Origin of the sequence: Corynebacterium efficiens YS-314 (assembly GCF_000011305.1) — a bacterium.
Lineage (GTDB): Bacteria > Actinomycetota > Actinomycetes > Mycobacteriales > Mycobacteriaceae > Corynebacterium > Corynebacterium efficiens.
The window spans coordinates 442,559-468,741 of record NC_004369.1 but is presented as its reverse complement, the minus strand read 5'-3'; the positions used below and the strand labels follow the sequence as shown (position 1 = coordinate 468,741).

The 26,183-nt window shown below is 61.9% G+C and carries 24 protein-coding genes; 9 read left to right on the top strand and 15 right to left on the bottom strand.

Translation table 11 applies throughout. From position 1 onward, the window contains the following. Positions 1–64: 64 nt before the first annotated feature. From CE_RS14755 to CE_RS02325, 5 genes are all read right to left on the bottom strand, one after another. A complete protein-coding gene (locus tag CE_RS14755) occupies positions 65–166 on the bottom strand; it encodes a 30S ribosomal protein bS22 (RefSeq protein ID WP_003855542.1) in 102 nt (33 codons plus the stop codon). Positions 167–652: 486 nt separating this feature from the next. Continuing rightward, entirely contained in the window at positions 653–844 is a 192-nt protein-coding gene (locus CE_RS02340; protein ID WP_035110058.1) for a helix-turn-helix domain-containing protein, read from the bottom strand. Positions 845–1,090: 246 nt separating this feature from the next. Next, positions 1,091–1,903 carry a pyrroline-5-carboxylate reductase gene (gene proC, locus CE_RS02335; RefSeq protein WP_006770332.1) on the bottom strand — a complete coding sequence of 271 codons (813 nt, stop codon included), beginning with the start codon at positions 1,901–1,903 and terminating at the stop codon, positions 1,091–1,093. A 130-nt stretch (positions 1,904–2,033) separates the two neighbouring features. Continuing rightward, positions 2,034–3,068, bottom strand: coding sequence for a hypothetical protein (locus tag CE_RS02330; RefSeq protein ID WP_006770333.1), 1,035 nt, complete (start codon positions 3,066–3,068; stop codon positions 2,034–2,036). 24 nt (positions 3,069–3,092) lie between these two features. Then, positions 3,093–4,022 carry a Ppx/GppA phosphatase family protein gene (locus CE_RS02325; protein WP_011074978.1) on the bottom strand — a complete coding sequence of 310 codons (930 nt, stop codon included), beginning with the start codon at positions 4,020–4,022 and terminating at the stop codon, positions 3,093–3,095. Between the two features lie 33 nt (positions 4,023–4,055). On the opposite strand from CE_RS02325, the gene CE_RS02320 reads away from it, so the two are divergent. Both CE_RS02320 and CE_RS02315 read left to right on the top strand, forming a co-directional pair. Next, positions 4,056–5,030, top strand: a complete 975-nt coding sequence (locus CE_RS02320; RefSeq protein WP_011074977.1) for a hypothetical protein — start codon at positions 4,056–4,058, stop codon at positions 5,028–5,030. 321 nt (positions 5,031–5,351) lie between these two features. Continuing rightward, positions 5,352–7,925, top strand: coding sequence for an ABC transporter permease (locus tag CE_RS02315; protein WP_006770336.1), 2,574 nt, complete (start codon positions 5,352–5,354; stop codon positions 7,923–7,925). Positions 7,926–8,045: 120 nt separating this feature from the next. Here the strand turns inward: CE_RS02315 and CE_RS02310 are convergent, their stop codons facing one another. The 4 genes from CE_RS02310 to mshA all read right to left on the bottom strand — a co-directional run bounded on the left by CE_RS02310 (position 8,046) and on the right by mshA (position 12,114). Then, on the bottom strand, positions 8,046–8,744 hold the full coding sequence (locus tag CE_RS02310) for a response regulator transcription factor (protein ID WP_006770337.1): 699 nt from the start codon (positions 8,742–8,744) through the stop codon (positions 8,046–8,048). Further along, positions 8,741–9,982, bottom strand: coding sequence for a sensor histidine kinase (locus CE_RS02305; RefSeq protein ID WP_006770338.1), 1,242 nt, complete (start codon positions 9,980–9,982; stop codon positions 8,741–8,743). Before CE_RS02305 ends, CE_RS02310 begins: the two co-directional genes overlap by 4 nt. Positions 9,983–10,021: 39 nt before the next feature. Beyond that, a complete protein-coding gene (locus tag CE_RS02300; RefSeq protein WP_006770339.1) occupies positions 10,022–10,768 on the bottom strand; it encodes a phosphoglyceromutase in 747 nt (248 codons plus the stop codon). 71 nt (positions 10,769–10,839) lie between these two features. Further along, positions 10,840–12,114, bottom strand: coding sequence for a D-inositol-3-phosphate glycosyltransferase (gene mshA / locus CE_RS02295; RefSeq protein WP_006770340.1), 1,275 nt, complete (start codon positions 12,112–12,114; stop codon positions 10,840–10,842). 115 nt (positions 12,115–12,229) lie between these two features. On the opposite strand from mshA, the gene CE_RS02290 reads away from it, so the two are divergent. Both CE_RS02290 and CE_RS02285 read left to right on the top strand, forming a co-directional pair. Next, a complete protein-coding gene (locus tag CE_RS02290; protein ID WP_006770341.1) occupies positions 12,230–13,936 on the top strand; it encodes a long-chain-fatty-acid--CoA ligase in 1,707 nt (568 codons plus the stop codon). A 402-nt stretch (positions 13,937–14,338) separates the two neighbouring features. After that, positions 14,339–14,539 (top strand): hypothetical protein, encoded by a 201-nt coding sequence (locus CE_RS02285; RefSeq protein WP_011074973.1) that lies wholly within the window; start codon positions 14,339–14,341, stop codon positions 14,537–14,539. 40 nt (positions 14,540–14,579) lie between these two features. Here CE_RS02285 and CE_RS14750 read toward each other — a convergent pair whose 3' ends face one another. The 3 genes from CE_RS14750 to CE_RS02270 all read right to left on the bottom strand — a co-directional run bounded on the left by CE_RS14750 (position 14,580) and on the right by CE_RS02270 (position 17,190). Continuing rightward, positions 14,580–15,299: an Abi family protein gene (locus CE_RS14750; protein ID WP_006770343.1), complete on the bottom strand. Its 720-nt coding sequence runs from the start codon at positions 15,297–15,299 to the stop codon at positions 14,580–14,582. Between the two features lie 156 nt (positions 15,300–15,455). Beyond that, on the bottom strand, positions 15,456–16,064 hold the full coding sequence (locus tag CE_RS02275; RefSeq protein ID WP_006770344.1) for a DUF1801 domain-containing protein: 609 nt from the start codon (positions 16,062–16,064) through the stop codon (positions 15,456–15,458). Next, positions 16,057–17,190, bottom strand: coding sequence for a UDP-N-acetylmuramate dehydrogenase (locus CE_RS02270; RefSeq protein ID WP_006770345.1), 1,134 nt, complete (start codon positions 17,188–17,190; stop codon positions 16,057–16,059). The genes CE_RS02275 and CE_RS02270 overlap by 8 nt, the downstream gene beginning before the upstream one ends. 24 nt (positions 17,191–17,214) lie before the next feature. Between CE_RS02270 and CE_RS02265 the strand changes: the two genes are divergently transcribed. Together CE_RS02265 and CE_RS02260 are read left to right on the top strand one after the other, a co-directional pair. After that, positions 17,215–17,718, top strand: a complete 504-nt coding sequence (locus CE_RS02265; RefSeq protein ID WP_006770346.1) for a DUF2505 domain-containing protein — start codon at positions 17,215–17,217, stop codon at positions 17,716–17,718. A gap of 12 nt (positions 17,719–17,730) precedes the next feature. After that, positions 17,731–18,549, top strand: a complete 819-nt coding sequence (locus CE_RS02260) for a hypothetical protein (RefSeq protein ID WP_006770347.1) — start codon at positions 17,731–17,733, stop codon at positions 18,547–18,549. Between the two features lie 724 nt (positions 18,550–19,273). Here CE_RS02260 and CE_RS02255 read toward each other — a convergent pair. Both CE_RS02255 and CE_RS02250 read right to left on the bottom strand, forming a co-directional pair. Beyond that, positions 19,274–20,683, bottom strand: coding sequence for an IS1380-like element ISCef6 family transposase (locus tag CE_RS02255; RefSeq protein WP_011074819.1), 1,410 nt, complete (start codon positions 20,681–20,683; stop codon positions 19,274–19,276). A gap of 96 nt (positions 20,684–20,779) precedes the next feature. Beyond that, on the bottom strand, positions 20,780–21,967 hold the full coding sequence (locus CE_RS02250) for an IS4-like element ISCef4 family transposase (protein ID WP_011074970.1): 1,188 nt from the start codon (positions 21,965–21,967) through the stop codon (positions 20,780–20,782). Between the two features lie 31 nt (positions 21,968–21,998). Between CE_RS02250 and CE_RS14745 the strand changes: the two genes are divergently transcribed. The 3 genes from CE_RS14745 to CE_RS15580 all read left to right on the top strand — a co-directional run bounded on the left by CE_RS14745 (position 21,999) and on the right by CE_RS15580 (position 24,731). After that, the gene (locus CE_RS14745; RefSeq protein WP_081462107.1) at positions 21,999–22,853 is read left to right on the top strand and encodes a DUF3800 domain-containing protein; all 855 of its coding nucleotides are present in this window, start codon (positions 21,999–22,001) and stop codon (positions 22,851–22,853) included. A 171-nt stretch (positions 22,854–23,024) separates the two neighbouring features. Next, entirely contained in the window at positions 23,025–23,834 is an 810-nt protein-coding gene (locus CE_RS02245) for an LmeA family phospholipid-binding protein (RefSeq protein ID WP_006770350.1), read from the top strand. Between the two features lie 168 nt (positions 23,835–24,002). Continuing rightward, complete coding sequence (locus CE_RS15580; RefSeq protein ID WP_006770351.1) at positions 24,003–24,731, top strand: hypothetical protein; 729 nt, start codon at positions 24,003–24,005, stop codon at positions 24,729–24,731. Positions 24,732–25,037: 306 nt separating this feature from the next. Here the strand turns inward: CE_RS15580 and CE_RS02235 are convergent, their stop codons facing one another. Then, positions 25,038–26,099 carry a hypothetical protein gene (locus tag CE_RS02235; RefSeq protein ID WP_006770352.1) on the bottom strand — a complete coding sequence of 354 codons (1,062 nt, stop codon included), beginning with the start codon at positions 26,097–26,099 and terminating at the stop codon, positions 25,038–25,040. Positions 26,100–26,183 lie beyond the last annotated feature (84 nt).

Sequence of the window (26,183 nt, the reverse complement as noted above, 5' to 3'; positions counted from 1 at the left end):
AGATCCGGGAAACGAAAACACCACCCACGGATGAGATCCGTGGGTGGTGTTTGACCTCGAAGGTCTACTTGCCGAGTTTTCTACGCTGAACGCGGGTACGACGCAGCATCTTGCGGTGCTTCTTCTTGGACATGCGCTTACGACGCTTCTTGATGACAGAACCCATTGACGGTTTCCCTCGCTTTTATCGATGTTGTACGTACAAAACCTGCCAGCACCTATTACCGAAGTGCACATTCGGACCCCGCGGACCGTGACGGTGCGTGCTACCGCACCATCCGATTAGTCGCGATGGTTTAAAGTCCATAGGTGTGCGCTGACACGAATGGGAATCATCTTACCCCCAGTGGGGAACGCTTCAAAACCCCACCCCTCTACACGCTCCGCAGGCAGGGGGACACACACCTGATGTCCTAAGGGTGAGGGGCACACCGGCAGGGCCGGGGACGGGCTGGAGGCGGGATCGAAAAACCGCCCCATTGTTCACCGGTGGGTATCAAGCAGTGATGCCCCTGGGAACAACGAAGCGGTCCCGATGCCAGATGGTGGTCAGTCCCGGCCCATGCCGGTCACCACCGTGTCGGCTGTATCGCATGTGTTGGCTGTGCCACCGAGGATCCCCGGCGGCCACCGGCGACCACCGGGACCCGGGTCAACCAGCCTCGTAGAACGAGGAGTCCAGGTAGTCATTGACTGCCTTCTCCTGGACACGGAATGACCGTCCCACGCGGACCGCCGGGAGTTCACCGGAGTGAACGAGGCGGTAGACAGTCATCTTGGATACGCGCATGATCTCCGCGACCTCGGCAACCGTCAGAAAGGTTCCTTTATCTTCTCTAGCCATATTCATCACTACCCTTCAGCCTTACGCGCGCTGCGGGCTTCCCCTCCCACAGTACGATCACGCATACGCCTGGTTCAGCTTAGCGTGATTTTTGTTATTAGTGCGACAATTGTTGCCTAGTTTTGCGATCAATCGCCCTACGGCAGCGTGGGAGCCGGGCAAAGATGCTGCTCAGCACACCGGGGAAGAGAAAACGTTTTCACGGTTTCCCCCACCAGACAACAACCTGATTACATCACGGTAACGCTAGTTGCGTCCCATCTCGGCTGAGCGGTCGGCGCAGGCCTGGGCTGCCCGGAAGAAGGCGCCACGGATGCCACTCTCCTCCAGTTCGCGCAGGGCCGCCACCGTGGTGCCGGCCGGTGAGGACACGCCCGCACGCAGATCGGAGGGCTCACGGCCGGTCTCCTTCAGCATGGTGCCGGCACCGTCAAATGCGGACACGGCCAGCTGTTTGGCGGCCGCGCGGGTCAGGCCGAGGCTGACACCGGCGTCGATAAGCGCCTCGGTGACCAGGAAGAGGTAGGCGGGTGAGGAACCGGACAGGGCGGTGACGGCGTCGAGGTCGGATTCCTCGACCACCATGACATCGCCGACGGAGGTGAGCAGCTCCTGGACCAGCTCGAGCTGCTCCGCGTCGACGAACCGGCCACCGGTGACGGTGCACATGCCCTTGCGCACCAGCATCGGGGTGTTCGGCATGACACGCACGATCGGCATGCCCGCGGAGACCTTCTCCTCCATCGAGGCGAGGTTGATGCCGGCGGCCATGCTCACCACGACGGTGGACACCGAATTGTTGTCCACGGTGGTGGCGATCTCGGCGAGCACATCAAGGATCATCTTCGGCTTCACGCACAGGAAGACCACGTCGGCGCCGTCCACGGCCTGGGCGTTGTCGGTCATGGTGACCACGCCGTAGCGTTCCTCGAGTTCCGCCCCGCGTTCCTCACGACGGTTGGTCACACGGATGTTCTGGGGGTTCACATCGGCTGCAACCAGACCCGAGACGAGCGCCTCACCGATCTGACCGCCACCGATCACAGCAATAATTGTCATGCCCTCCACACTGCCATCCCACCGGCACTCCGTGCAGCCCGACAGACGAAAACCGCCCCCTCCGGTGTGGAACTGGGACCCCGGGGAGGGCGGTTAACGCAGGTGTACGGTGCGCGGACCGGAATGCGGGTTAGAACACCACGAGCAGCGGGCCGAAGGTCATGACCAGGCCGACGATACCGGCCAGCACCATGCTGAACCCGTCGCGGGAGGTGCGCAGCGCGTGGACAATGCCCACCATGCCGAGGGTGACCGCGACAGCGAGGATGGCCACTAGCCAGTTGCTCAGGCGCTCCCACAGCATCTCGAAGGCGAGGAACACGGCAGCACCGAGCACCACACCCACGATGGCCATGAGCAGCACGGAGAACACCGAGATCTTGGCGGACTCCTCCGCGGCATCCTCGTGGTCCCCATCCCGGTCGGTGGCGTCGACCCGGTCGAAATCGCCGGTGACCGCATCCATCTGGGTGGTGTCCGCGGGTGAGGCACCGGCCGCGAACTCCGCGTCGGCGGCCTCCTCACCGGTGGCTCCGGCTGCGGGTGCCACCGCGGGGGTCGGCTTCACCGCTGATGGTGGGACCACCGGGAAGGCACCGGTGGTGAGACGGATCGGGTCCTTCTCATCCACGATGCTCAGCACGATGGTCTCATCGGTGCTCGGGGCGGGACGCGCAGGCGCATCCTTCTCCGCCTTGTCTGTTGCACTGTCCTTGAACACCGCGAGCTTCGGCTCGGCCTTGGGTGCCGGCTTGTCGACGGGCTTGTCGACGACCTTCTCCGTCGCCAGGTCAGCCGTCTTCCCCCCGGCCTTGGGTGCGGGCGTGCTTGTCGACGCCTTCTGCTCTGCCTTCGCAGCTGGCGTTGCGGGTGTCTTCGGCTCGGACTTTGGCTCTGCTTTCGGCTCCGGCTTCTGCTCGGGCTTAGGCTCTGCTTTCGGCTCCGCCTTCTGTTCCGGTTCGGCCGGGTCGTCGATCTTGACGGCCGAGTGCTTGGACTCAGCCGGCTTCTCCTTCACCGCGGGAATGGAGCCGGTCAGCTCAGCGACGGAGATGCCACCATCTTCGATGCTGCGACGTCGGCGACGCCGGGGGGCATCAGTGGAATGTCCCTCCTTCGCGGCCCTGGCCATCAGCTCTGCGACTGTAAGCTTCTCTTCACTCATTGTTGGCCAACTCCTTTCCGTAACTCACTCAAGGCCTTTGTCGATTCGCGTGAAGATGACACCTTCACGCAGCGCCCAGGGGCAGATCTCAACCTTCTCGATCTCCAGCGCACGCATGGCCGCCTCGGCCACGAGCGCTCCCGCCACGATCTGATGCGAACGGTCGGCACTGATACCCTCCAGCTCGGCGCGGTCAGCTGCGGTCATGCGTGAGATGAAGGCGATGAGCTGACGCAGACCCGGGGCTGTCAGGGTGCGTGTGACATGCGGGCCCGCCGAGGATGGTGCCGCACCGGTCAGGCGTGCGAGGGTGCGGAAGGTCTTGGACGTTCCCACCGCCAGCCGCTCCGGGCCGAGGGTGCGGATCTGGCGGGCCGGTTCGATCAGTTCCGCGTCGATGTAATCGCGCAGCAGGTTGATCTTCTTGCGGCCGGGTGGGTCGGTGTCGAACCACTGGTGGGTCAGACGACCGGCACCGAGATCAAGCGAGAAGGCCATGTCCGGGTCCTCATCGGAGCCGGAGGAGATCTCCAGGGAACCACCACCGATATCGAGGTTGGTGATCCGTCCTGCGGACCAGCCGTACCAGCGACGCACCGCCAGGAAGGTCTGGCGGGCCTCCTCCTCACCGCTGAGGATGTTGAGGCGGACACCGGTTTCCTGCTCCACATGATCTAGAACAGCTTCACTGTTGGTGGCTGAACGCACGGCGGAGGTGGCGAACGGCATGAGCTCCACGCAACCGAGTTTCTCCGCCAGCTCGGCGGCCTCACCCACCGCGGAGGTAAGCTTATTCACTCCCTTGTCGCTGATCGCCCCGGTGTCGTCGAGAAGCTCAACGAGACGCAACGGGGTACGCCAATTGCTCATAGGGGTGGGATGCCCACCGGTACGAGCGTCTACCGCAATAAGATGGACAGTGTTACTGCCCACGTCCAATACACCTAATCTCACACCTAAAGGTTAGTCGGTCTAGGGTGACAAAGTGTGAATTGGTCTTCTTCGTCCCCGGTTTTCCTCGGTTTCCCGGAAACCTCCCCCGCTGCAGCATCCATCCGCAGGGGTGAGGAACTTCCTCCTGATTTCCCTCGTGAATGGTATGAATTCACCAATCCGACGGATGCCGATCATCAGTTCAGCATCGATCTCACGTGGCTGGAATCCCACTGGAACTGCACCTTCGGCACCCCCGATTGTCTGGGGGTGGATAGCACTAATCCTCATGTGGGGTGCTGCACCCACGGTGCCTTCCTCGCCGATGAGACCGACCGCGATCAGTTGTATGATGCCGTCGCGGAGATGCCCGCGAAGTACTGGCAGCTGCGTCCCGCGGGGGTGGATGAGTTCTACGCCACCGATGACGGCACGGAGATCGAGCCCTGGCTGGAGTGGGATGAGCTCGATGATGAGGACGGCAACCCCGAGCCCGCGCTGAAAACCCTGACGGTGGATGGGGCCTGCATCTTCGCCAACCGACGCGGGTGGGCGACCGGCCCGGGGTGCGCGCTGCATCAGTGGGGCGCTGCGGAAGGACGCGACCTGACCGTCGTCAAGCCCGAGGTCTGCTGGCAGGTACCGCTGCGCCGGGTGGAGGCGTACGAGGAGCGTGCCGACGGCCACGAGATCCTGCGCACCACCATCACCGAGTACAACCGCCGCGGCTGGGGCAACGGTGGGGAGGATTTCGACTGGTTCTGCACCACCTCCCCCAGGTGTCACACCGGTGGTGAACCGGTGTGGAAAACCCAGGAGAATGAACTGCGCGCCCTGATGGGCGATGAATCATACGAGGTGCTGGCCACCCACCTGCGCCAGCGTGCCGCCGCAGCGGAGGCCGTGGAGGACACCCTGTCGCCGTCGGCGCGTGACAATCTCTTCAGCACCCACCCCACCACCGCGCTCGTCAGATCAGGCCGGTGGGACCGGGCCGAGGCCGACCGGAAGGCTGGCCTGAGCCAGTAGAACCCGGTGGCTGCGCCGCTGTGCAGCTGGCAACACTGTGTAACGATCTTGTCCGCCCCGGCGGTTAAGATGGGGAACCTATGCGTTCTGATATCCCCCGGGGGCAACTGGTGGCCACCACCGACCCTGATCTCCGGGGCAGAACTGAGATGAACCACACGATGACTCACCAACGACTCACCAACGAGGAGGTCTGATATCTCTCACCGAGGCGTAGCCGGGGAACAGGACACCCACAGCCGTCCGGGAACAGTGTCCACGTTCCTGTACTCCCCCCTGCGCAAAACCACCTGGCGCAGCGTGGTGGCCAACAAGGTACGCATGGCACTGACCGTCCTGTCCGTGGTGCTGGGCACCGCCTTCCTCTGTGGATCGCTGTTGCTGACCGATTCGCTGGAACGGTCCTTCCTGTCCATCATCGACGCCGGTGTGGAGGGGGTTGATGTCGGTGTGATCGGCACGCAGAACAACCGCGCGGGTGTCCCCTTCGAGGTGGTCGAGGAGATCAGGAACTCCCCTGAGGTCCGCGCTGTCAACATCGTCGGCGACGGCCCCGGTCTGCCCTCAGGTACCTCAGTGGTGGGGCAGTCCGCCCTCATCCTCACCGACTCAGCCGGTGATCCCCTGCAGGCCGGGTCGTCCGGCACCCACCCCTTCGCCGTCTATGAACCCGGCAACTGGGTCGGGCCGGAACCCGTGGTGGTCGAGGGCAGGGCACCGTCCGGGGATGAGGAGATCATCGTCAACACCTCCGCCGCCGACCGTGGCGGCCTGGGTGTGGGTGATGAGGTCACCGTCATCACCCCGACCGAACGCATCGAGGCGAGCATCTCCGGGGTGTTCGACTCGCGGTCGGATGTAGCCGGATGGGTCGGCATCGGGTTCGCCGAGGAACGCTACCTGGAGCTGTTCACCGACGGGGCCAACGCCTCCCAGATCGTCATCGCGGTCCATGACGGGGTGGATCCACTGGAGGTGCGCAACCAGATCGGCCGGACCTACCGGTTCCTCACCCCGCTGCTGCCCGAGCAGATCATCGAACGCACCACCGGGGACACCGCCACCCAGCTGGAGTTCATCACCTATATCCTCATCGCCTTCGCGGTGATCGCGCTCATCGTCGGCGCGTTCATCATCGCCAACACCTTCGCCATGATCGTGGGCCAGCGCACCAGTGAGTTCGCCCTGCTGCGCAGCATCGGGGTGTCCTCCTTCCAGATCGGTTTCTCCGTGGTCATGGAGGCGGTCGTCATCGGTCTGATCGGTGGTGTCCTGGGCCTGGTGGTGGGCGTGGCGGTGATCCATGCCCTGGTGTTCATCCTCAACCAGACCGGCAGTGAACTGTCCTCCATCGAGATCTCCTACGCCACCGGCGCCTTCCTCATCCCGTTGTTCTTCGCCCTGGCCGCCACCGTGATCTCCGCCATCGCGCCGGCCCGGCGGGCGGGTAACCTCCCGCCCGTCCAGGCCTTTGAATCAGCCGACAACCGGCGCTTCAATCGCTCGATGACCGCCAACCTCCTGGCCACCGCCCTGATCACCCTGGCCATCAGTCTCACCGTGGCCGGCGGGTTGGTCTCCGCGGTCAATGATGAGGAACTGGGCACCGAATCCCGGCTCGGGCTCATCGCCGCCGGCGCGTTGCTGCTGTTCAGCGGCATCGCCCTGATCGGCCCGAGCCTGGTGCGTGCCATCAGCCGGACCCTGGGGGTGGCGGTGTGCGCACCTTTCGGTGCCGTCGGACGCCTCGCCCAGCGCAACACCCTGCGCAACCCCCGTCGATCGGCAACCACCGCCCTCGCGGTGACCCTGAGCGTGGGATTGGTCTCGTGCGTGGGCGTCATCGGGGCCACCACCCGGGCCAGCGTGTTCAACACGGTAGAATCCTCCATCACTGCCTCCTTCGTCCTGGATTCCATCGGCGGTACCGCCATTCCCGGCCAACCCGCCGGCGGATCCCGGTCACTGTCGCTGTCCGCCTCGGTGGCACCCCATGTGGCCACCACCGAGGGTGTCGAGGACGTCGGGGTCCTGATGACCGCCCCCCTGCAGGCCAACCGGTGGGACAATGAGACCACCACCGTGTTCCGCGGTGATATCGCCACCTTCATGGACATCTCCGTGCGCTCCGGTGAGGCCTTCACCGATGAGGAACCCGGGGCGATGATCTCCACCACCTACGCCAGCCAGTCCGACCTCGGGGTGGGTGACACCATCACCCTCAACCCCTATGGCTCCAAGGACGGCATCCGCATCCCCATCACCGGTGTCTACGCCGAGACCGGTCTGCTCGGTCACATGGCCATCAACTTCCCCGCCGCCGAACGTGTCCTGACCTCCCCCTCGGCCTATCACCGTTCCCAGGTGTTCATCACCTCCGACGGGACGGTTTCCGACCAGCAGCTGCGGGAGAACCTCACCCAGGCCGTCAGCCAGTTTCTGGTGGTGCAGGTCAAGAACAAGGATGAGTTCCGTGGTGGCCTGGGCACCCAGATCAACCAGCTGCTCGGCATCGTCTATGGTCTGCTCGCCCTGGCGGTGATCATCGCGGTGCTCGGCATCGTCAACACCCTGTTCCTGTCGTTGAGTGAACGCACCCGGGAGCTGGGGATCCTGCGGGCCACCGGTGTGCAACGCGCCCAGATCAGAACCATGGTCACCCTGGAATCGGTGATCTTGTCCCTGCATGGTGCACTCTTCGGCATCACGGTGGGCACCTTCCTGGGCTGGGGTGTGGTCAGTGCCCTGCGCAGCCGCGGCATGGCCCCGGTGGAGTTCCCCTGGACCCAGATCGGGTGGATGCTGCTGGCCGCGGTGGTCATCGGTGCGGTGGCAGCGCTCATCCCGGCGCACATGGCCTCCCGCACCGCGCCCTTGGAAGCCATCAGCTCCTGACGGGGTGCCGTGTGACTATCTGCCCTCACCCCTCCCCCGCCGCCGTGCGGGAGGGCAGATAATAAAGAAAACGGGGCACCCCCTTCTTTCAAGGAGATGCCCCGCGGCCAACCACAGGGGTCAGAGTTCGTATTTATACCCCAGCCCACGCACGGTCACGAGGTGACGGGGGCGTGAGGGCTCCTCCTCGATCTTGGAGCGCAGCCGCTTGACGTGGACATCGAGGGTCTTGGTGTCGCCGACATAGTCGGCACCCCAGATGCGGTCGATGAGCTGGCCACGGGTGAGCACACGGCCGGCGTTGCGCAGGAGGTATTCCAGCAGGTCGAATTCCTTCAGCGGCATGTTCACCGCCTTGCCGTCGACGGTGACGGTGTGGCTGTCCACATCCATGCGCACGCGCCCGCCCTCGAGGATCTGGTCGTCGGTATCATCCTCGGCGGCCTCGGCCTCGGTGTCCCCCCGGCGGCGCAGCACCGCGCGGATACGGGCGATGAGCTCGCGGGAGGAGTACGGCTTGGTCACATAGTCATCGGCGCCGAGTTCCAGACCGACAACCTTGTCGATCTCGGAGTCACGCGCCGTCACCATGATCACCGGCACGTTGGAGACCAGGCGCAGTTCCTTGCACACATCGGTTCCGGACATGCCCGGCAGCATGAGATCGAGCAGGACGATGTCAATGTCGTTTCTGCTGAATTCCACGAGTGCGGTGGGACCATCGCCCGCGATGATGGTGTCAAAGCCTTCTTTTCTGAGGAGGAAGGCCAAAGGATCCGCCAACGATTCCTCATCTTCAACGATCAGGATGGTCGTCATGTTTTTTCCTTTCGGCGTCCGGTTACCTTGGACGCGGTCGAGCGAAGCGTGGAATCCAGGCCCACACGCTTGGGGGTTTCAGCGGGGGCTTCCGATTCGGGGTGGTACACGGGTAGTTCGAGGGTGAAGGTGGAACCTGTCCCGGGCCGTGACCACAGACTGATATTACCGCCGTGATTAGCCATCACATGTTTGACAATAGCCAATCCAAGGCCGGTTCCGCCTGTTTGTCGGGATCTGGCCTTGTCTACCCGGAAGAAACGTTCGAAGACACGACCCTGGTCCTCCGGTGCGATACCGATGCCACGGTCGGTCACCCGGATCATCACCACATCATTGCAGACGTTCTGGGAGACCGACACCGGCATGGACTGCGGGGAGTAGTTGATGGCGTTGCTGATCAGGTTGGCCAGGGCAGTGACCAGCAGGGATCGTTCGGCGTTGACCCACACGTCGGTGCGGTCGCCGCGGACCAGTTCGATCTGGGCGTTGTCAGCGGCGAGCTGGGTGCGTTCGATCGCCTCGTCGATGATGTCATCGACCTTGACCGGTTCCATGTCGGGCAGACGTTCCGCGCCCTGCAGTTTGGACAGGGAGATCAGCTCGTTGATCATGTCGGCCATGCGGTGGGCCTCCCGGTGCAGGCGGGCACCGAAGTACTCGACCTGTTCGGGGTCGTCGACGGCCTCCATGAGGGCCTCGGCCAGCAGCGCCATGCCGCCGACGGGGGTCTTGAGCTCGTGGGAGACGTTGGCCACGAAATCACGCCGGGCCGATTCCATGCGGACATTCTCGGATTCGTCGGTGGCGTAGATGATGACGAAGCGGTCGTCGATAAGCGTCAGGGGTTTGACGACCGCCCGCACCGCCGTGACCCGGTTGCCCGGGCGACGGGGGTTCACCGAGGGGTTGACGTCCAGGGTGTGGGTGTCCTTGTCATCGAAGGCCTCCTGCGCCACCCGCCAGACATCACTGTTGACGGTGCGTTGATGGACGATACCCAGCGAATGGGCACGCCCGTTGGAGAGGATGACATCCCCGGTGCGGTCCACCACGGTGATGCCGGTGGGTGAACCCTGGATGGCCAGGTGCAGCACCTGGCCGACCGTGGTCACCTGGTTCTCGGCCAGGGTGGTGGCGGACTTGTGTCGGCGGAACCGTTCCTTCGCCCAGCCGTAGGCAGGTAGGGCGAGGCCTGCAACGACCACGCCCAGAAGGAATGCGAAGAAAGTGCTCACCTAAAACCGACAGTACTGTCCTTAAAATGCAGCCAGGTCCTACTTACCGCCCTGGTTGGCCACGGCGGCTGCACCTGCGGCGGCAGCCTCGGGATCGAGGTAGGTACCACCGGGGTTGACCACGGTACCCTCAGGGGTGATCTCGTAGACCAGCGGGATGCCGGTGGGGATGTTCAGCTCGGCGATGTCATCATCGGAGATGTTGTCCAGGTGCTTGACCAGGGCGCGCAGGGAGTTGCCGTGCGCGGCGATCAGGACGTTCTCGCCCTTCTTCACGCGCGGGAGGATCTCCTCCTCGAAGTAGGGGATGAAACGCTCCACGACATCCTTCAGGCACTCGGTGCGTGGGACGGACTCCAGGTCCTTGTAGCGCACGTCGCCGGCCTGGGAGTACTCGGCGTCATCGGCGAGCTCCGGTGGCGGGGTGCCGTAGGAACGACGCCACGCCATGTACTGCTCATCGCCGTACTTGTCCTTGGTCTCGGCCTTGTTCAGGCCCTGCAGCGCACCGTAGTGACGCTCGTTGAGGCGCCAGTCGCGCACCACGGGGATCCAGTGGCGGTCGGCGGCATCCAGCGCCAGGTTGGCGGTGCGGATCGCACGGCGCAGCAGGGAGGTGTAGACCACGTCGGGCAGAACGTTGTTCTCCACGAGCAGTTCGCCGCCGCGCTTGGCCTCGGCCTCACCGATGGTGGTCAGGTCGACATCCACCCATCCGGTGAACTGGTTGGAGGCGTTCCACGCACTCTGTCCGTGACGAAGAAGAATCAGTTTTCCGTTAGTCATAACCAACAGTTTGCCACTTTGCCCGGGGTCTTGCTTGCTGAATCACCCAACAAGGGGACATCACCCCCACCTTAATCCCAGCGCGCACCATCCGCCCGGCGCGGGATCCCCCCATCGCATTCGGCGGTGGTGGCCTCGCTGTAGAGGGAGGACAGCTGCGTGGCGGTGGCCGCCCAGGAGAAGTTGCGGGCGTGTTCCACGGCGTCCTGGCCCATGCGGATGCGGGTCTCGTCGTCGTCAAGCAGCGTGGCCAGGGTGTCGGCCCACAGGGCCGGGTCGTGCCCGTCGACAAGCAACCCGGTCTCCCCCTCCGCGACCGCGACCGGCAGACCACCGACGCGCGCGGCCACCACGGGGGTTCCGGTCGCCTGGGCCTCCATGGCCACCAGCCCGAAGGACTCGTTGTAGCTGGGCACCGCGATGATGTCGGCGGCGCGGTAAACGGCGACGAGCTCCTCGGGCGGGCGCGGGTCGAGGAAACGGATGCGCTTGTCGACGCCCAACTCGACCGCCAGGTTGCGGTAGGTCTCGGGGGTTGCGCTCGGGCCGGAGGGCCCTCCACAGATCAGCACCCGCAGGTTGCGCTGCGGATCACGTTCCAGCAGTTCCGCCACCGCATGGATGAGCACCTGCGGGCCCTTGAAGGGCTGGAGCCGACCGACGAAGGCCACCACCTTCGCATGCAGCGGAACACCCAGCTCACGGCGAGACCGCTCGGTGGCGCGGTCATTGCCGGGGGTGTACAGCGCGATATCCGCACCCGGTGAGACCACGCTGATCCGGTCGGGATCGGCATCATAGTGGTGCACCAGATCCGCCAGCTCCTCCTGGGTGTTCACCGCCAGCACATCGGCGTTGTCCACCAGCTGCTGTTCGCAGATGCGGCGGGCCTCGGATTCGGGGGTGTCCTCATCGGCGCGGTAGGAGTTCTTCACCGCGGCGAGCGTATGGGCGGTGTGTACCAGCGGGATGCGCCACAGGTCCCGCATGAGCCACCCCACCTGCCCGGACAGCCAGTAGTGGGAGTGGATGAGGTCGTATTCGATGCCACCCCGGCGGGTGAACTCCAGGACACCACCGGCAAACGCCGCGAGCTGGGTGGACAGCTCCTCCTTGGCCAGGCCCTCATAGGGGCCGGCGACAATGTTGATCACCCGCAGGTTCGGGGCCACCTGGACCACCTCCCCCTGGGAGGGGCGGGTGGCACGGGTGAAGATGTCCACCTCCACACCCTGCCTGGCCAGTTCCGTGCCCGTGGACAGGATATAGACGTTCATTCCGCCGGAGTCACCGACACCCGGCTGCTGCAGGGGCGAGGTGTGCATCGAGATCATGGCTACGCGCATGGATTCATTCTAGGACTGCCCTCCACAGGACCGCTGCCCGGACCCGGGCTGTGGGTGCTCTCTATATACTCGGAAAAAGATAGTGACGGTGAAGAACATTCTTGGAGGAACACCCATGTCGGCATTTGAGACCAGAGCTTGGTTGGAGCATTACCCGGAGTGGACCCCCCACTCACTTGATTACGGGGATAATACGCTGCTGGATGTCTATGACAATAACCTGGCCATCAATGCGGAGAGATCCGCCACCTACTTCTTCGGCCGCACCCAGACCTACGGTGAGCTGGACAAGGAGGTCCGTCGTGTCGCCGCCGGTCTGCGCGCCCTCGGTGTGCGACCCGGTGACCGCGTCGCCATCGTCCTGCCCAACTGTCCCCAGCACATCGCGGCGTTCTACGCCGTGCTCAAACTCGGTGCCGTGGTCATCGAACACAACCCGCTCTACACCGCCCATGAGCTGAAAGACCCCTTCAAGGACCACGGTGCTCGTGTGGCCATCGTCTGGGACAAGGCGGCCTCCACCCTCGAGCGCCTGCGTGCCGACACCGCCCTGGAGACCATCGTGTCGGTGAACATGATCAACGCCATGCCGACCCTCCAGCGCTTCGCCCTCAAGCTGCCCATCCCCGCGCTGCGCAAGAGCCGCGAGGCCCTCTCCGGTGCCGCCCCCAACACCGTCCCCTATGAGGTGCTGGCCAGCTCCGCGATGGGTGGTCTCGGCGAGGACATCGTCTCTGAGGAGTCCGTGACCAAGGACACCACCGCACTGATCCTCTACACCTCCGGAACCACCGGCCGCCCCAAGGGTGCGCAGCTGAGCCACGGCAACCTGTTCGCCAACATCCTCCAGGGCAAGGCCTGGGTGCCGGGGCTGGGCGACAAGCCGGAGCGCATGCTCGGTGCCCTGCCGATGTTCCACGCCTACGGCCTGACCATGGTGGGCACCCTGTCCGTGTTCATCGGCGGTGAGATGGTGCTGCTGCCCAGCCCCCGCATCGACCTGATCATGGACGTGATGAAGAAGCACACCCCCACCTGGCTGCCCGGTGTGCCCACCCTCTACGAGAAGATCGTCGAGGCCTCCGAGGAACAGGGCATCCCGATCAAGGGTGTACGCAACGCCTTCTGTGGTGCCTCCACCCTGCCGGTCCGCACCGTGGAGCGCTGGGAATCCCACACCGGTGGCCGCCTCGTGGAGGGTTACGGCCTGACCGAGACCTCGCCGGTGATCGTGGGCAACCCCATGAACGACGACCGCCGCCCCGGCTATGTGGGCATCCCCTTCCCCGACACCCTGGTGCGCATCGCCAACCCCGACAACCCCGATGAGACCATGCCCGACGGCACCGAGGGCGAGGTCCTGGTCAAGGGTCCCCAGGTGTTCAAGGGTTACCTCAACCAGGAAGAAGCCACCGAGAAGAGCTTCCACGACGGCTGGTACCGCACCGGTGACGTCGGCGTCATGGAGGAGGACGGCTTCATCCGCCTGGTCGCCCGCATCAAGGAGGTCATCATCACCGGTGGCTTCAACGTCTACCCCGCCGAGGTCGAGGAAGTCCTGGCCGAGCACCCCGACATCGAGGACATCGCCGTCGTCGGCCTGCCCCGTGAGGACGGCGCCGAGAACGTCGTCGCCGCCATCACCCTCGTCGAAGGCGCCGCCCTGGACCCCGAGGGCCTGAAGACCTACGCCCGCGAGAACCTCACCCGCTACAAGGTCCCACGCACCTTCTACCACTTCGAGGAGATGCCCCGTGACCAGATGGGCAAGATCCGCCGCCGCGAAGTGCAGGAGGAACTGCTGAAGAAGCACCAGCACTAGGCAGAGGTTGTGTTGTATTCCTCTGCACCGCGATGTCGCTGAGGAGCGATAATTAGAGAATCTCGATCTAGTGCCTCAACCCTCATACCCTTAAGTGCGCCCGCGCGCTGGTGTGGGGGTTGAGTTGATTTTTCGTCAGTTACTTTTGACGGTGCTGTTGCAAAGGGCAGGTTTTCCCAGAGGTCTACGACACGTGGCATCGACTTTGCGCTGACGTGGCACTGCCAGAGGAAATCTCACAGGCTTTTTGGGATCCGGAACTTTGTTATGAGCCAGTGGCGGGAATTGTCTTCCGAAGGAGGGTTGGAGAGCTCCACTGAGGAGATGCTTGATCGACTTGATATTTCTGTAGATGAAAATTCCACTGCGTTGGCGCTTGGCCTATTTTCCCTGGCGAACTAGGTGGCCTCAGTTGTATCTGAAGTGACTTATTACACCCATCCAGATCTTCCGATCCTGGGCGAGGTCTTCGTGGCGCTTTGCTCAGATGAAACACTATTCCTCGAGAACGACATTGTGCTCCTCGGGGATGTGCAGGCGGTGGTTGAGGAAATAGAGCTGTTTTTAAGTAAAAGGCCTGAAGAGTCGAGAGAAGACGACTAGAAGGCGGATTCCCCCGGAACGCAGGTGATAGGACCAATTCTCATGTCCAGCTTTTGCGGGGGTCGTCCCGTGCAACCTGCCGCACCTGGCTGCCAACCATTGCCCACGCGGGGTAGCTCTCATCGATCGCTCTGAGCACGGCGAGCATATCGTTCAGCCGCCTCCGCACGTTCGTCTCCAGCAGGTTCTCCTGGTGCGATACCCGGTTGCGCAAATGCGTCAGGCGTTCGAACCTCTTCCCGATATCCTCCCGCGACTGGTCACCACGGTCGACGTTGGGGAATGCGTTGTGCAGGCAATTCTGCCACAAAATCTGCGCATTCGGCCTGTGAACCGGCAGGGCCTCGCCCAGAAGATTCGACCAGTTACCGAGAGTAAGTTGGGCGACGACATCGTCATGAGTCAGGGGAGCGTTCTTGCGGGCATGCCCGCTCCAGCGGCGTTGGGACTCTTTACGCGCCCACTTCCGTGCCTGTCCCATGGGCCGGTTGAGCATGGCGTATAAGAGATCCGCTGATTGATGCTCAAGGGACCAGTCCCGGTGGCCACATTCCTGATAGTTCCAGTCCTGGAGGGCGCTGTTCATGGCATTGCGGGTCAGGACCTCGAAGTAGGACAACTGGGAATGGAATGCACCCGCCAGGCGGGTGTTCCACCGGTATAACTGAACGGCCCTTTCTACGTCTTCGCCTGCGACGGCGAAGTACTTCTCGAAGCGGGCTGCTCCGAGCATGGCGTCTAATTCTTCTTTGGCCCTCATTGAGGTTGATGCTATCGTCAATGTAGTGAGCGTCGATGTAGATCGACGCACTTTACCCCACAACCCCGAGCCTTGTGCTCGGGGTTGTTGCATTCTCAGGGGTAGGCGGATTTTAGGGGTCGGAGAATCAACCTCATATGGCAGACCCCCAACCCGTCAGCCCTGCCCCGCCCAGGCCACACGGATCATGTCCTCGAGTACATCAAGGCGCACATCCTCCGGTTTATTGATGTACACACATCCGACACCGCGGGTATGTTTACCCAACTGAGCCAGCAGGTTCTCGTCTCCCTCCAGACCGTAGAGGGAGATCTTGGCCTTCCGGGGGCTGAAACCCACCGCAAACCAGTCGCCCTCACGGCCGGTGTGGGAGACATAATGAACCTGGCCATACCCGATCATTGACGGTCCCCACATCCGTGGCTCCACCCCCGTGACGCGGTTGAAAATCTCCAGCAGCAGGTGCCCGTGCTCCACCCGGCGCGGGGTCTCCAGGGCATTGATGAAATCCACCGGGTCCACTGAGGTGATGCGGGTTTTGATGTCCGGTGCGCTGACCCCGGTGTGCCCGGGTGTGATGGTGGCCCCGCGGGCGGGAAGAGTGGGGATAGTCCCACCCAGCGACATCCCCTTCTCCACCAGTTGCTCCTGGATTCGCTCCAGTGTGCGCGGCCCCACCCCGGGCAAGGAGATCAGCTCGGCGCAATCGACACCGTTGAGTGATTCCAGATCCGGGTAACCCGCTTCCGCCAGCTTCTTAATCAATCTCCACCCCAACCCACACCGGCTCCGGAACAAGCCTGACCCCGAAAACGGCGTACACCCCGTCACGGATCTCCCTGGCCAGCGCCACGAGGTCCTCGCTGGTGGCGTCACCGCGGTTGGTGAGGGCGAGGGTGTGTTTCGTCGATAAGCCGGCGCGCGCACCGCTGCCCGGGTGGCCCTTGGCGAACCCGGCGCGCTCGATCAGCCAGGCGGCGGAGAGCTTCTCCTTGCCCTCCCCCGCCGGGTAGCGGGGCATGCGGGCAGCTTCCTCCTCACCGCGTTCCGCGGCCACGCGCGCCTGCACCTGATCCGCGAGGGCGGGGTCCACGATGGGGTTGGTGAAGAAGGAGCCGGCGGACCAGGTGTCGTGGTCGGTGGTTTCCACGACCATGCCCTTGGCGCGGCGCAGTTCCAGCACAGCCTCGCGCACCAGGGCAACGGGGCGGCGCACCGTACCGGCGGCGTTCTCCTGCTCGGAGACGGCCAGGCGGCGGGCCAGCTCGCCGAAGCGCAGGGGGGCGGAGAGGCCGTCGTCGCGAAGTTGTAATTCGATGGCGAGCACCACGGCGCGGTTGGTGAATTTCAGGTTGGAGTACCGGTAGGCCAGCTCCAGGGAAGAGGCGTCCACCCACGAGACCTCGCCCGTGCCACGGTCGAGCAGCTGCACGCGAGTGAGCACATCGGAGATCTCCACGCCGTAGGCGCCGACGTTCTGCACCGGGGTGGCACCAGCGGAGCCGGGGATGCCGGAGAGACACTCGATGCCGCCGAGGCCAGCGTCCACGGACAGGGAGACCACGTCGTCCCATTCCGCGCCGGCCTCGGCAACCACCACACCATTAGCCAGGTTGAGGGTGACATCATCGGCCTCGATGATCACGGCCACCACATCCAGCTCCCCGTCGGCCACAACAAGGTTGGAGCCGCCACCCACGACGAGCAGCGGCACAGAGGCGTCGTCAAGCATCCGCACCACCTGCGCCACCGCATCGGTGGTCGCGCACCGCACCGCGAGGCGGGGTTTACCGCCGATATGCAGTGTGGTGAGATCGGCGAATGTCACGTCCGGATCGAGTTCCGCGCCGTCGACTACGGCGATTTCCTGGGTCAGCGATGAATCCAACACCCCATTAACGGTAGTCTTATCCTCATGGCAACGCGTACCGAAAACACCGTAACGATCAATCAGCCCCTCGAGAAGGTCCATCAGGCCTTCACCAACCAGGAATACTGGGCCTACATCGCCCAGAACCTCTCCCCCGAGCCGGGCGAGGTCAACTCCTTCACCGCAACCGACGGCGGCGCAGACGTCGTCCTCTTCGAGGTTCTCCCCCTCGATGTCCTCCCTGAGGCCGTCCGCGCGATGATCAGCCAGGCGCTGAAGGTCAAGCGCACCATCACCGTCGGCGCACTGTCCGACGGCACCGCACACCTCGACTACAACGCCGACGTCAAGGGCACCCCGGTCGACTTCAAGGGCGACATCGGTGTCGCTGGCGATGACGCCACCACCACCCTCGCCTACGACAACGAGGTCTCCGTGAACATCCCGTTCATGGGTCCCGCCATTGAGCCGAAGGTCGCTGACGCACTCGGTGAGCTCTTCGCAAACGAGGGCGCCCTCACCGAGAAGTGGATCTCCGAGAACCTCTAACAGCACTGTTTCATGGCCGATCACGCACACAACCTGCGCGCCGACTTTACCAAGGTCAAAGCGGATAAACCGATCGGCGTGATCACCCGGGGCACCACCGGTGTGAACCGTCTCAGGCGGTTCGACCGGTGGTGCTTTCATCATTCCCGCATCCGCGCACTGCTCGCTCAGGCCGAGAACCCGCTGGTCCTGGACGTCGGTTACGGTGCCAGCCACACGACCACTGTGGAGTGGGGGCGCTGGATCCACCGCATGCAGGCGCGCGCCACCGTCATCGGCCTCGAGATCAACCCCGAGCGTGTCCTGCCCCCGCAGGGTGGCGTCAGCTTCGAGCTCGGCGGTTTCGAACTCGCCGGCTACCAACCGCAGGTGGTCCGCGCCTTCAATGTGCTGCGCCAATATGATGTGGAGCAGGTCGAGGCGGCCTGGACCACGGTGACCTCACGCCTGGCTCCCGGCGGAGTGTTCATCGAGGGCACCTGCGATGAGATCGGCCGGCGGTGCAGCTGGATTCTGCTCGACGCGAGCGGTCCGCAGACCCTCACCCTGGCGTGGCACCCGTGGGGTGTGTCGCGCCCTTCGGATGTGGCCGAGCGCCTGCCCAAGGTGCTCATCCACCGCAATGTGCCCGGTGAGAAAATCCACACGCTGCTCACCGCCGCCGACACCGCCTGGGATTACGCCGCCGGCTGGGAACCCTACGGTCCCCGCGTGCGCTGGGAGAAGGCCCGCGCCATGCTCATCGACCAGGGCTGGCCCATCGAGGTCTCCCGCCGCCGCGTCGGCGATGCCCTGCTCACCGTGCCGTGGGACGTGGTCGCGCCGGACTGAGCTTGTCGACGGGTTGCTTATCGACGCCTGATTGCCGTGGCCTCCGGTGCGGCATTGCCAGCAACCACCTTCCGAGAATCTGGCTTGAGAAGAGGCAAGAGCTTGCATGGGTAAAAACTGGGGTTTAGACTCGTGGATGAAAGCTAGGGCTGAAATAGTGCCCCGAGCATCAACCGACAAAGAACCCTGCCGTAAGGCTAGGGTTCTTGTTCGTTGTAGCATATGTCAGAATCGCTACTATGCTTCTGGCTTACATTGATGAAATCGGCGAACCGGGTGCGTTTGTATCCCATGACGATAAGCGGTTTAATACCAATACCGTTAAGTTAGTGGTGGGATGACGGTGACCACTGGGCCGAGTGGCCGACCACAATGATGGGATCGTTTCACCGGCCATTTCGACATCTTTCGTTTAATCACCCGCGGATTCTTCCGCCTTCGTCGCGGTGGGTTGAGGTACCTGGCCAGCCAAGACACTGCCCGATCCCATAAACTTCGGGCGGTGTGCGGGTCGTCAGGGGGGAAAAGAGCCCTGGATCACCGAACGACGGGTAAGCTTCAAGGCCTTAACCTGGATCCGCCGATGGTCCTTCGGTGATCGGTTGATCTCAGCTGAGGGAACCACCAAGATTTTCGGGCAGGAGTGATCCCCAGATCACGTCGTCGTCTGGTTGTTCCACGAATTGGTAGGTCAGCTCGGGCCGAAGGACTTCGGCGCAGGTGGTCAGGCGGGGACAGCCACCGGAGGCGAGTGACCGTGGGTGAACAGCTTCCGCCACTGGGCTTCCCATTTCCAGCCCTCCGGCAGGTGCAGCACCAATCGCCGGGACCGACGCGCCACCCGGGCCGCCACGATGACGATCCGACGCCGGATCGTCGCAGTCGTGGCCCTGGCCAGGCTGGTACCAGCAATGACCCCGGCCGCGCGGGTGAGGTTGAAGGCCATGACCGCGCATACCAACCACGCCGCATTCGCGGTGAATTTCCCTGATGGCATATGCGCCAGGGCGCTATTCTTCAGATCGGCGTTGACCTGCTCAATGATCGCGTGCTGCCGGTGGGTTTTATCCGCGGCCACGGTATCGAGGATGTCTGGGTCGGCGGTGGTGAACACCGCGTGGAAACGGTGCAGATCAAACAGGCCGGGCTGATCCACGTCCTTCTTGTTCAACTCCGGTATCCGGCGGACCACCAGACGTCCGGGGACCTGATCTGCCTCCGGCTTCGATGCAAAAGCAACGAAGGGGATTTCTGCGACTTCTGCTGAGGAGATCCAGGCCTGGGTGTCCTCGTCGAAGAGTGCGTCGGTGTACTCAATTGTTTCCCAGGAGGTGTCCGGGATCGTGGTGATCGCCTGGCGGATGTTGCGCGTCATCCGCGCGGTGACCGACACATCCGCACCTGCGGTGCGTGCTGCGTGGATGCTGGAACGGCTGTAGAACGCGGAGTCAGCGCGCATCAGGATCTTCTGCCCTGCCATGGCCGGTAGGCGTCGGGTGGTGGTGATGGCATCGGCGATCAACCGGCCGGCACCACGCGGGGAGCCACAGGCCCCGCGGCGCAGGCGTTGGGCCACGATCACCGGGGCGGACTCCCTTGTGGTGACAGTCGCCAGCAGGGCGTTGAGTCCGCGGATACCGGAGTAGCCGAAGCCGGCGCCTTGTTTCTGGTGTCCGTGGACTTCGATGATGGTGTCGTCGACATCGACGAAGACGTACCCGCTGGTGGTAGCCGGGTCGGGTACCAGGGTAGGTGCCTGGTCCGCCAGGTTGATCAGGAACCGGGAGGCGACGGCGTCGAGTTGGCGGACATGCCCGAAGGTGAAGGCCCGGAGGAAGGAACCCAGGGTCGAGGGTGCGTAGATCCGGCTAAACAGTCGGTTCATGCCGCCGTGGCGCAGCAGATCCATGTCGTCAATCGAGTCGGCACCGGCGACCATCCCGGCGATCAGGGAGGTGATCTTCGCCCCGGCATTGGCGCCCTTGTCGCCTGGCACAGTCATCCGGTGCTGCGCCAGGGCTGACAGCCCTGCGGCATCAGCCAGGCGCATGGTCGGGACCAGGCCTGCAGACGACACGAGGGTGGGGTCATCAAAGGAAATGGATATGGCTGCGGGGGTGTGAGATAGTTGCACCTGAGAGATGCCCTCCTGGATGGGGAATACAGACCTTCGACAAGTCGTATTATCCCAGTTCAGAAGGGCGTTTCTCTTTTTCCCACGCCGCTACCCCTAAATCACATCGGTGTATCCAGGCTTAACAAATGACACCCGCACCGGAGGGTGCTCACTGGCAGTGGCCGCATCAGCCATCAGTGTCCTGATCGCGTAGTGGCAGCACAGATGCCCCCAGATCTCCTGACGCACCAACTCCGGGGACTTTGACCGCAACACCCTTTCTCGTCCACGCTGATGGGTTTTCAACTCATCGAAAGTGTTCTCGATCTCCCACCGGGCGTGATACGCCGCGATCAGATCCTCCACCGACACCTCATCAGGATCCAACAAGGTGGTCAACAACCGATGCTGCTGGTCGACAATGCCAGCCTCATCGTCACCGGTATCGATGTGGTAGTCCACCACCCGCACCATCCTTGGGGCAACCTGCCGCCACCCCGGCCCACTGCTCGGGGTAATCGTGGCCAACCATGTTCCATCCTCCAGGGTTCGCACATGGTGTGGTTTCACATTGTTCCGGATCCGCCACACCAGATCCGCACCACGGTCCTGGGCGGTAGCCCACCGGTGGAAACTATAAAACCCCCGATCAGCGACCAGTACTGAGCCTGGATCCAGCCGGTCGATCAGTTCATCAGCCAGGGTCGTTTCCCCGGTGCCCAGCCCGCCGATGACCGCGTCCAGGATCGCATGTGATCCACATTCCGCGATCGCCACGACACGGGCCTGCGGGTACCCGGCCTGACCACGTCCGGTGCCGGGACGCCCGAAATGCTCGACATTGGCTGGCGTATCCGGGACATCCAAGGTGGTGCCATCAACAGCCAACAGGCGTTTGCCCGCCAGCCAGGCCCCCTCCCACCCCGGCCGGGCCAATGGTTGGGCAACACGGGCAAACAACGCTGCCATCGGTTCATGTCCCAGCCTGACCCTGGCCTGGAAAATCGCGGAGCGTGACGGAGCAGGTACTGCCTGTTCCTCCCACCTGCAGGCCCAGGACAGTCCATCGGTGAGATCGGCGTAGATATCCTCATAGGATCCATCGGAGTTCAAAGCCATTGTGATGGTGTAATACACCATTACCCGGGAGGGCAGGATGCGGGATCGTTGCTGGGTACGACCGGCCTGCGCGACGACCTCGTCCACGACATCGGCCGGAAACACCCGGGTGAGCAGGCCCACCGAGATTAAATCCGATAACCGACGATCAGTATCAGGTTGTGTCCGTCCATGTCGAGGCATAGCACAACACTACACCCACTAACTTAACGGCATTGGGTTTAATACTTCTCCCGCGTTTGGGTATGCAGGTTTTATCATTCCCGCACACAGAGCTCGAGAATTCGGGGCCAGATTTACCGCAGAGAAGAAAACGCGTTTTTCTCATGAGATTGCTAACGCCCGTAATCCAGGACGATGGGAAGCAAAAGGCGCGGACCTCTTCCGTCCCGACACTCCCGATCAACGGCCGGAAAATCTTCGTATCTTCAACGGCTTAGTCCGAACGGTCTCGGCGCATTCTGGCCACCTCTTTTACTACGCCAATGAAAAACCGCAGGGTACGCCGAAACAAACTTCCCTCGACACGGAAGTACGCGAACGTGATGCCATGCAGGAGACACTAAATCGGATAGCACGACACGCCAACACCGCCAACGAAGAAGTAATGGTTCTCATAGATAGCATTAATGAGAAAACCAGAGTTAACCGGGTGGCTGATATGTATGCTCATATCTTTGCACGCTCCCTTGAACATCCCGAAATGAGATCGATCATTGAGCCCCCAATGCATCTGGACAGCGTCTTGTCGTCCAATATTCAATTTGCAGACTGGGTAGCTGCGTATGTGACCAGAGCAATTAATTACCAATTGATTGAAGATTCAAAATACAAATGGATCGCCCAGCAAAAAAATTGCGAAGCTGTTCGGGGTTCGTTTACTTACGAATCCAAGCTACATCTACATAACCGCTCTGTTGAAGATTTCCATCACAGTAGAATTCTTGACTCCAATCGACCAATCTATCCCCCTACTGACCAGCTATCCATTCAAAAGCGAATAGGAGCGCAACACATGCGCAAGATCAAAGCGGCGGCAGAACGCCGTCATGGTGGAGGAAATAGATAGCCCCCCTGCTCACCGTGCCGTGGGACGTGGTCGCGCCGGACTAAGCTTGTCGACGGGTTGCTTATCGACGCCTGATTGCCGTGGCCTCCGGTGCGGCATTGCCAGCAACCTTTCAGCCACTTTTGCGGGGTGCATCCGGCACGCGTGTAAGGGATAAGGAACACTGGGTGCGTGGCTAAAACAAAAAGTTCGGTTCTCCCCAAGGTCATCATCACCATCGTGGTGGTTGTTGTCATTCTGCTTCTCGTCGCCGAGTTCGGGCTGCGCTGGTTCATCGGCAATCAGTTGAAGTCTGAATTCAACCAGCAGGCGGCGGAACAGGGTCTGACCGTGGAAGAAGATCCAAGTGTGTCCTTCGGCACCTATCCCCTGCTGCTGGGCCTTGCCCAGGGCAGCATCAAGCATGTGGCCGTGGATGTCCCGGAGACCCTGGAGATCACCTACCCCGGTGGGGCGGGCAGCGTCCCGGAGATCTCCGGCACCCCGGAGGCAACCATCACCCTCGGCGAGCTGAGCACCGCCGACATGGACAATCCCGTCGCAGGCACCTTCGATCTGACCACCTTCGCCCCGGATGAGTTCATCCTGGCCACCGTCCAGGCCGAGATGGCCAAGGCCACCGGCGGTGAGAATGCCGGTCTGGCTGAGCGTCTGGTGCAGGAACTGGTGAAGATCACCAATGTGCGCTCCAATGTGGAGGCCCAGGCCGTGGAGGTCGAGTTCACCGACGGAGCGGCCCGCCTCAACATGCGCCCCATCGTGCTCAATGGCCAGCTGGCCTTCGAGGTTCTGGATTCCCAGCTGTTCGGCATCGCCCTGCCGGAGGATATCTCCCGCGCGCTCACTGAGGGCCTACAGTCCACCGTGGATGAGGTCGCCGGTGGCCTGGAGATCAACAGCATTGACGTGGTCGAAGGTGGTCTGAACATCAACCTTGTTGGCGAGAACATCAACGTGCGCACCCTGGAGAGCGTGGGTTAAGGTGCCGAAAGGCGTACCATCCACTGCTTTCACCTCTGGGCAGATAATCAACCGGAGTCCATGTTTGCAACCCGTGGCGCCACACTCTCAGTTACAGTCAAGTCATAGATAGCACACACCATGCTGGACATACCGACGAACCGATGAACTGCGAGGATGCGATCGCCCATGATCACGGACAACGAGACTCAGAAGCTACACGACGACATCGTCGCCCTGTTCGGCACGGACTCCAGCCGATGGTTTACCTATGATGGTTACTCCAGCGTGGCGTTGGCCATTCTCGACTCGATTTATTCCACCGGCAACCGGTACACAGGCGTAACCAATCTGGTCAACCGGTACCGAGAACTTAGAGCTTTCGAAGAAGCTGATGCCGATACTGATACCGCCACGGATCTCATCGAGGCGTTCCGTCGGTGGGGCGGGGTCGACGAGTTTGTTCTACGGACAGAGAAGCGCTGGAGAACATCATCGCAGATGAATGCCTCTTATAAAGCGTATGCGGCGTTGGAGGCAGCGAAGGTTCTTGCGCGACACTCCATCGAAACGGTCAGTGATGCCCAGGAGAAGCTAGCATCTCGGGATATTCGCGAGCAGTCGGTGATCGCTAAGGAATGGAAAGCCATCACCGGGCAACGCAGCGGCCTCACCTGGAACTACTTCCTCATGCTGGTAGGAATCCCCGGGGTGAAGGCAGATCGGATGATCATCCGGTTCGTCACTGAGTCGCTCGAACGGCCTAAAGAGGTCTCAGAGAAAGAAGCTCCGCGCTTCATTGAGGACGTGGCAGTCCGCATGGAAGTCAATTACAGCCACCTCGACCACACCATCTGGCGCTATCAATCGGGCCGCCCGTATCTGCGGCTGGATTCTGCTTCTTTGGAAAAGGAGTAAGTGCTTTACCACCCTTCGCAGCGCTGTACACATCAGCAAATGAAAATGATTCCTAGACAGTCTGGCCCTTCAGGCGACGCTAACCCAGTTGCCTGCTCAGCGAATAACCGTATTCCCTACTAGCAACACGAGATATCACCTGGCACGCGCTAAGCGGAAAAATCTCAACGGCAGGGGATACCGCCGAGGTTAGTTCGAAGCGGTGAGAGAGTCACGCTCATTCTGAGCCTGTGATTTGAAATCTAATGGGCTACTTGCTTCTCACCGTCGTCCGGTTTTCCTCGCTCGAGTTATCGCGGCACAAATCTAGGATTGATCGAAAAAGGCTTTGTTGTCATCTCGCAGTTGATCAATCGTCTCGTAGAAGTGCTTAATGCGGCTCGCATGGCGGAAATCGCTGTTCAAGTCTTGGCAAATCTTCTCGAATTCCAGCGAGTACGGTCCCTTGAGAAGTGCATCTCGAACCGCATCAGTGTTCAGTCGATCAACCAATATGTCAATAGACTCTTCGTCAGTGATTGGATTATCAGCCGCAACCTGGGCGACCCCATAGGTTCCAGCCCCCAGCACTTTCCCTCCCAGCCGTTCCAAGCGTCTGAACCAGCGGGGACGCTGCTGAACTTCTGCGAGAACGACCGCGATTACGAGATTCTGGAGATTTCGGTCTCCTGCAGTCTTTCTCATTAAGTAAGACCATCCTTTGCGACCTATATCGTGTTTAAGACTGACAGCCACTTCAATGCCTTCAAGCCGGTGAGGCGAGAGGAGTTGGCGCGCGCCTACAGCAAGAAGCGCCGCAAAAATACCGGCCCAAAGTGATATTAAAAGCTCTCGGCTTGTAGGAATAAACGAAGCGAAAAGACTCCGTAATGCAACTGCCATCGCTCCAGCAGTCAGGATGATCGCCACGCTTAATGCATGGTAAATCAGCAGCATGGTCCAGTTGGGATGCCGAGGCCGTCTCATAACATTCCAGACGGCTTGACCTGTAGTCCATACGAGGTACAAGACCACCATTATCCAGAAGCCTAACCAGGCAATGCCTCCTGCTCGGTCCATACATACAGAAATGAAAACTGAGACGAGAAAAATCGGACCGCCACGAAAAAGAAGGTAGGTTCGAATAGGGTTCACTCGAATATGCTCTTGAGCCCGAGTCTCTACATCCGTATAGGCTTCGGGCCACTCTGTCTTGATGACGGAGTATACGGAGCGGAGAATCAACACCCCTAGTAATGCCAGCCCTATGGTCACGATGGCTGAACGCCCAAAATCGTTCAAGGTCTCCGAGTAAAATTCTCTAATGATTGCGGCAAGCCGACTGGAGTCCTCAAGCTTCGGCGCCGACCGAGCTATCAGTAGTTTCATCAGTACCTCATTTGCTGAGCGTTAAAATCCTACGGTCGTCTCGCGAGTATTAAAAGCTCCTTGCCAGCTAGGTTAAGGCCATAT

Bases quoted from the DNA above. Each gene is read 5' to 3' on its own strand.
- CE_RS15580 (WP_006770351.1), top strand. From the start codon at position 24,003: ATGATCACGGACAACGAGACTCAGAAGCTACACGACGACATCGTCGCC.
- CE_RS02330 (WP_006770333.1), bottom strand. From the start codon at position 3,068: ATGAGTGAAGAGAAGCTTACAGTCGCAGAGCTGATGGCCAGGGCCGCG.
- mshA (WP_006770340.1), bottom strand. From the start codon at position 12,114: ATGCGCGTAGCCATGATCTCGATGCACACCTCGCCCCTGCAGCAGCCG.
- CE_RS02290 (WP_006770341.1), top strand. From the start codon at position 12,230: ATGTCGGCATTTGAGACCAGAGCTTGGTTGGAGCATTACCCGGAGTGG.
- CE_RS02250 (WP_011074970.1), bottom strand. From the start codon at position 21,967: ATGCCTCGACATGGACGGACACAACCTGATACTGATCGTCGGTTATCG.
- CE_RS02300 (WP_006770339.1), bottom strand. From the start codon at position 10,768: ATGACTAACGGAAAACTGATTCTTCTTCGTCACGGACAGAGTGCGTGG.
- CE_RS02340 (WP_035110058.1), bottom strand. From the start codon at position 844: ATGGCTAGAGAAGATAAAGGAACCTTTCTGACGGTTGCCGAGGTCGCG.
- CE_RS14750 (WP_006770343.1), bottom strand. From the start codon at position 15,299: ATGAGGGCCAAAGAAGAATTAGACGCCATGCTCGGAGCAGCCCGCTTC.
- proC (WP_006770332.1), bottom strand. From the start codon at position 1,903: ATGACAATTATTGCTGTGATCGGTGGCGGTCAGATCGGTGAGGCGCTC.
- CE_RS02315 (WP_006770336.1), top strand. From the start codon at position 5,352: ATGGCACTGACCGTCCTGTCCGTGGTGCTGGGCACCGCCTTCCTCTGT.
- CE_RS02265 (WP_006770346.1), top strand. From the start codon at position 17,215: ATGGCAACGCGTACCGAAAACACCGTAACGATCAATCAGCCCCTCGAG.
- CE_RS02310 (WP_006770337.1), bottom strand. From the start codon at position 8,744: ATGACGACCATCCTGATCGTTGAAGATGAGGAATCGTTGGCGGATCCT.
- CE_RS02260 (WP_006770347.1), top strand. From the start codon at position 17,731: ATGGCCGATCACGCACACAACCTGCGCGCCGACTTTACCAAGGTCAAA.
- CE_RS14755 (WP_003855542.1), bottom strand. From the start codon at position 166: ATGGGTTCTGTCATCAAGAAGCGTCGTAAGCGCATGTCCAAGAAGAAG.
- CE_RS02235 (WP_006770352.1), bottom strand. From the start codon at position 26,099: ATGAAACTACTGATAGCTCGGTCGGCGCCGAAGCTTGAGGACTCCAGT.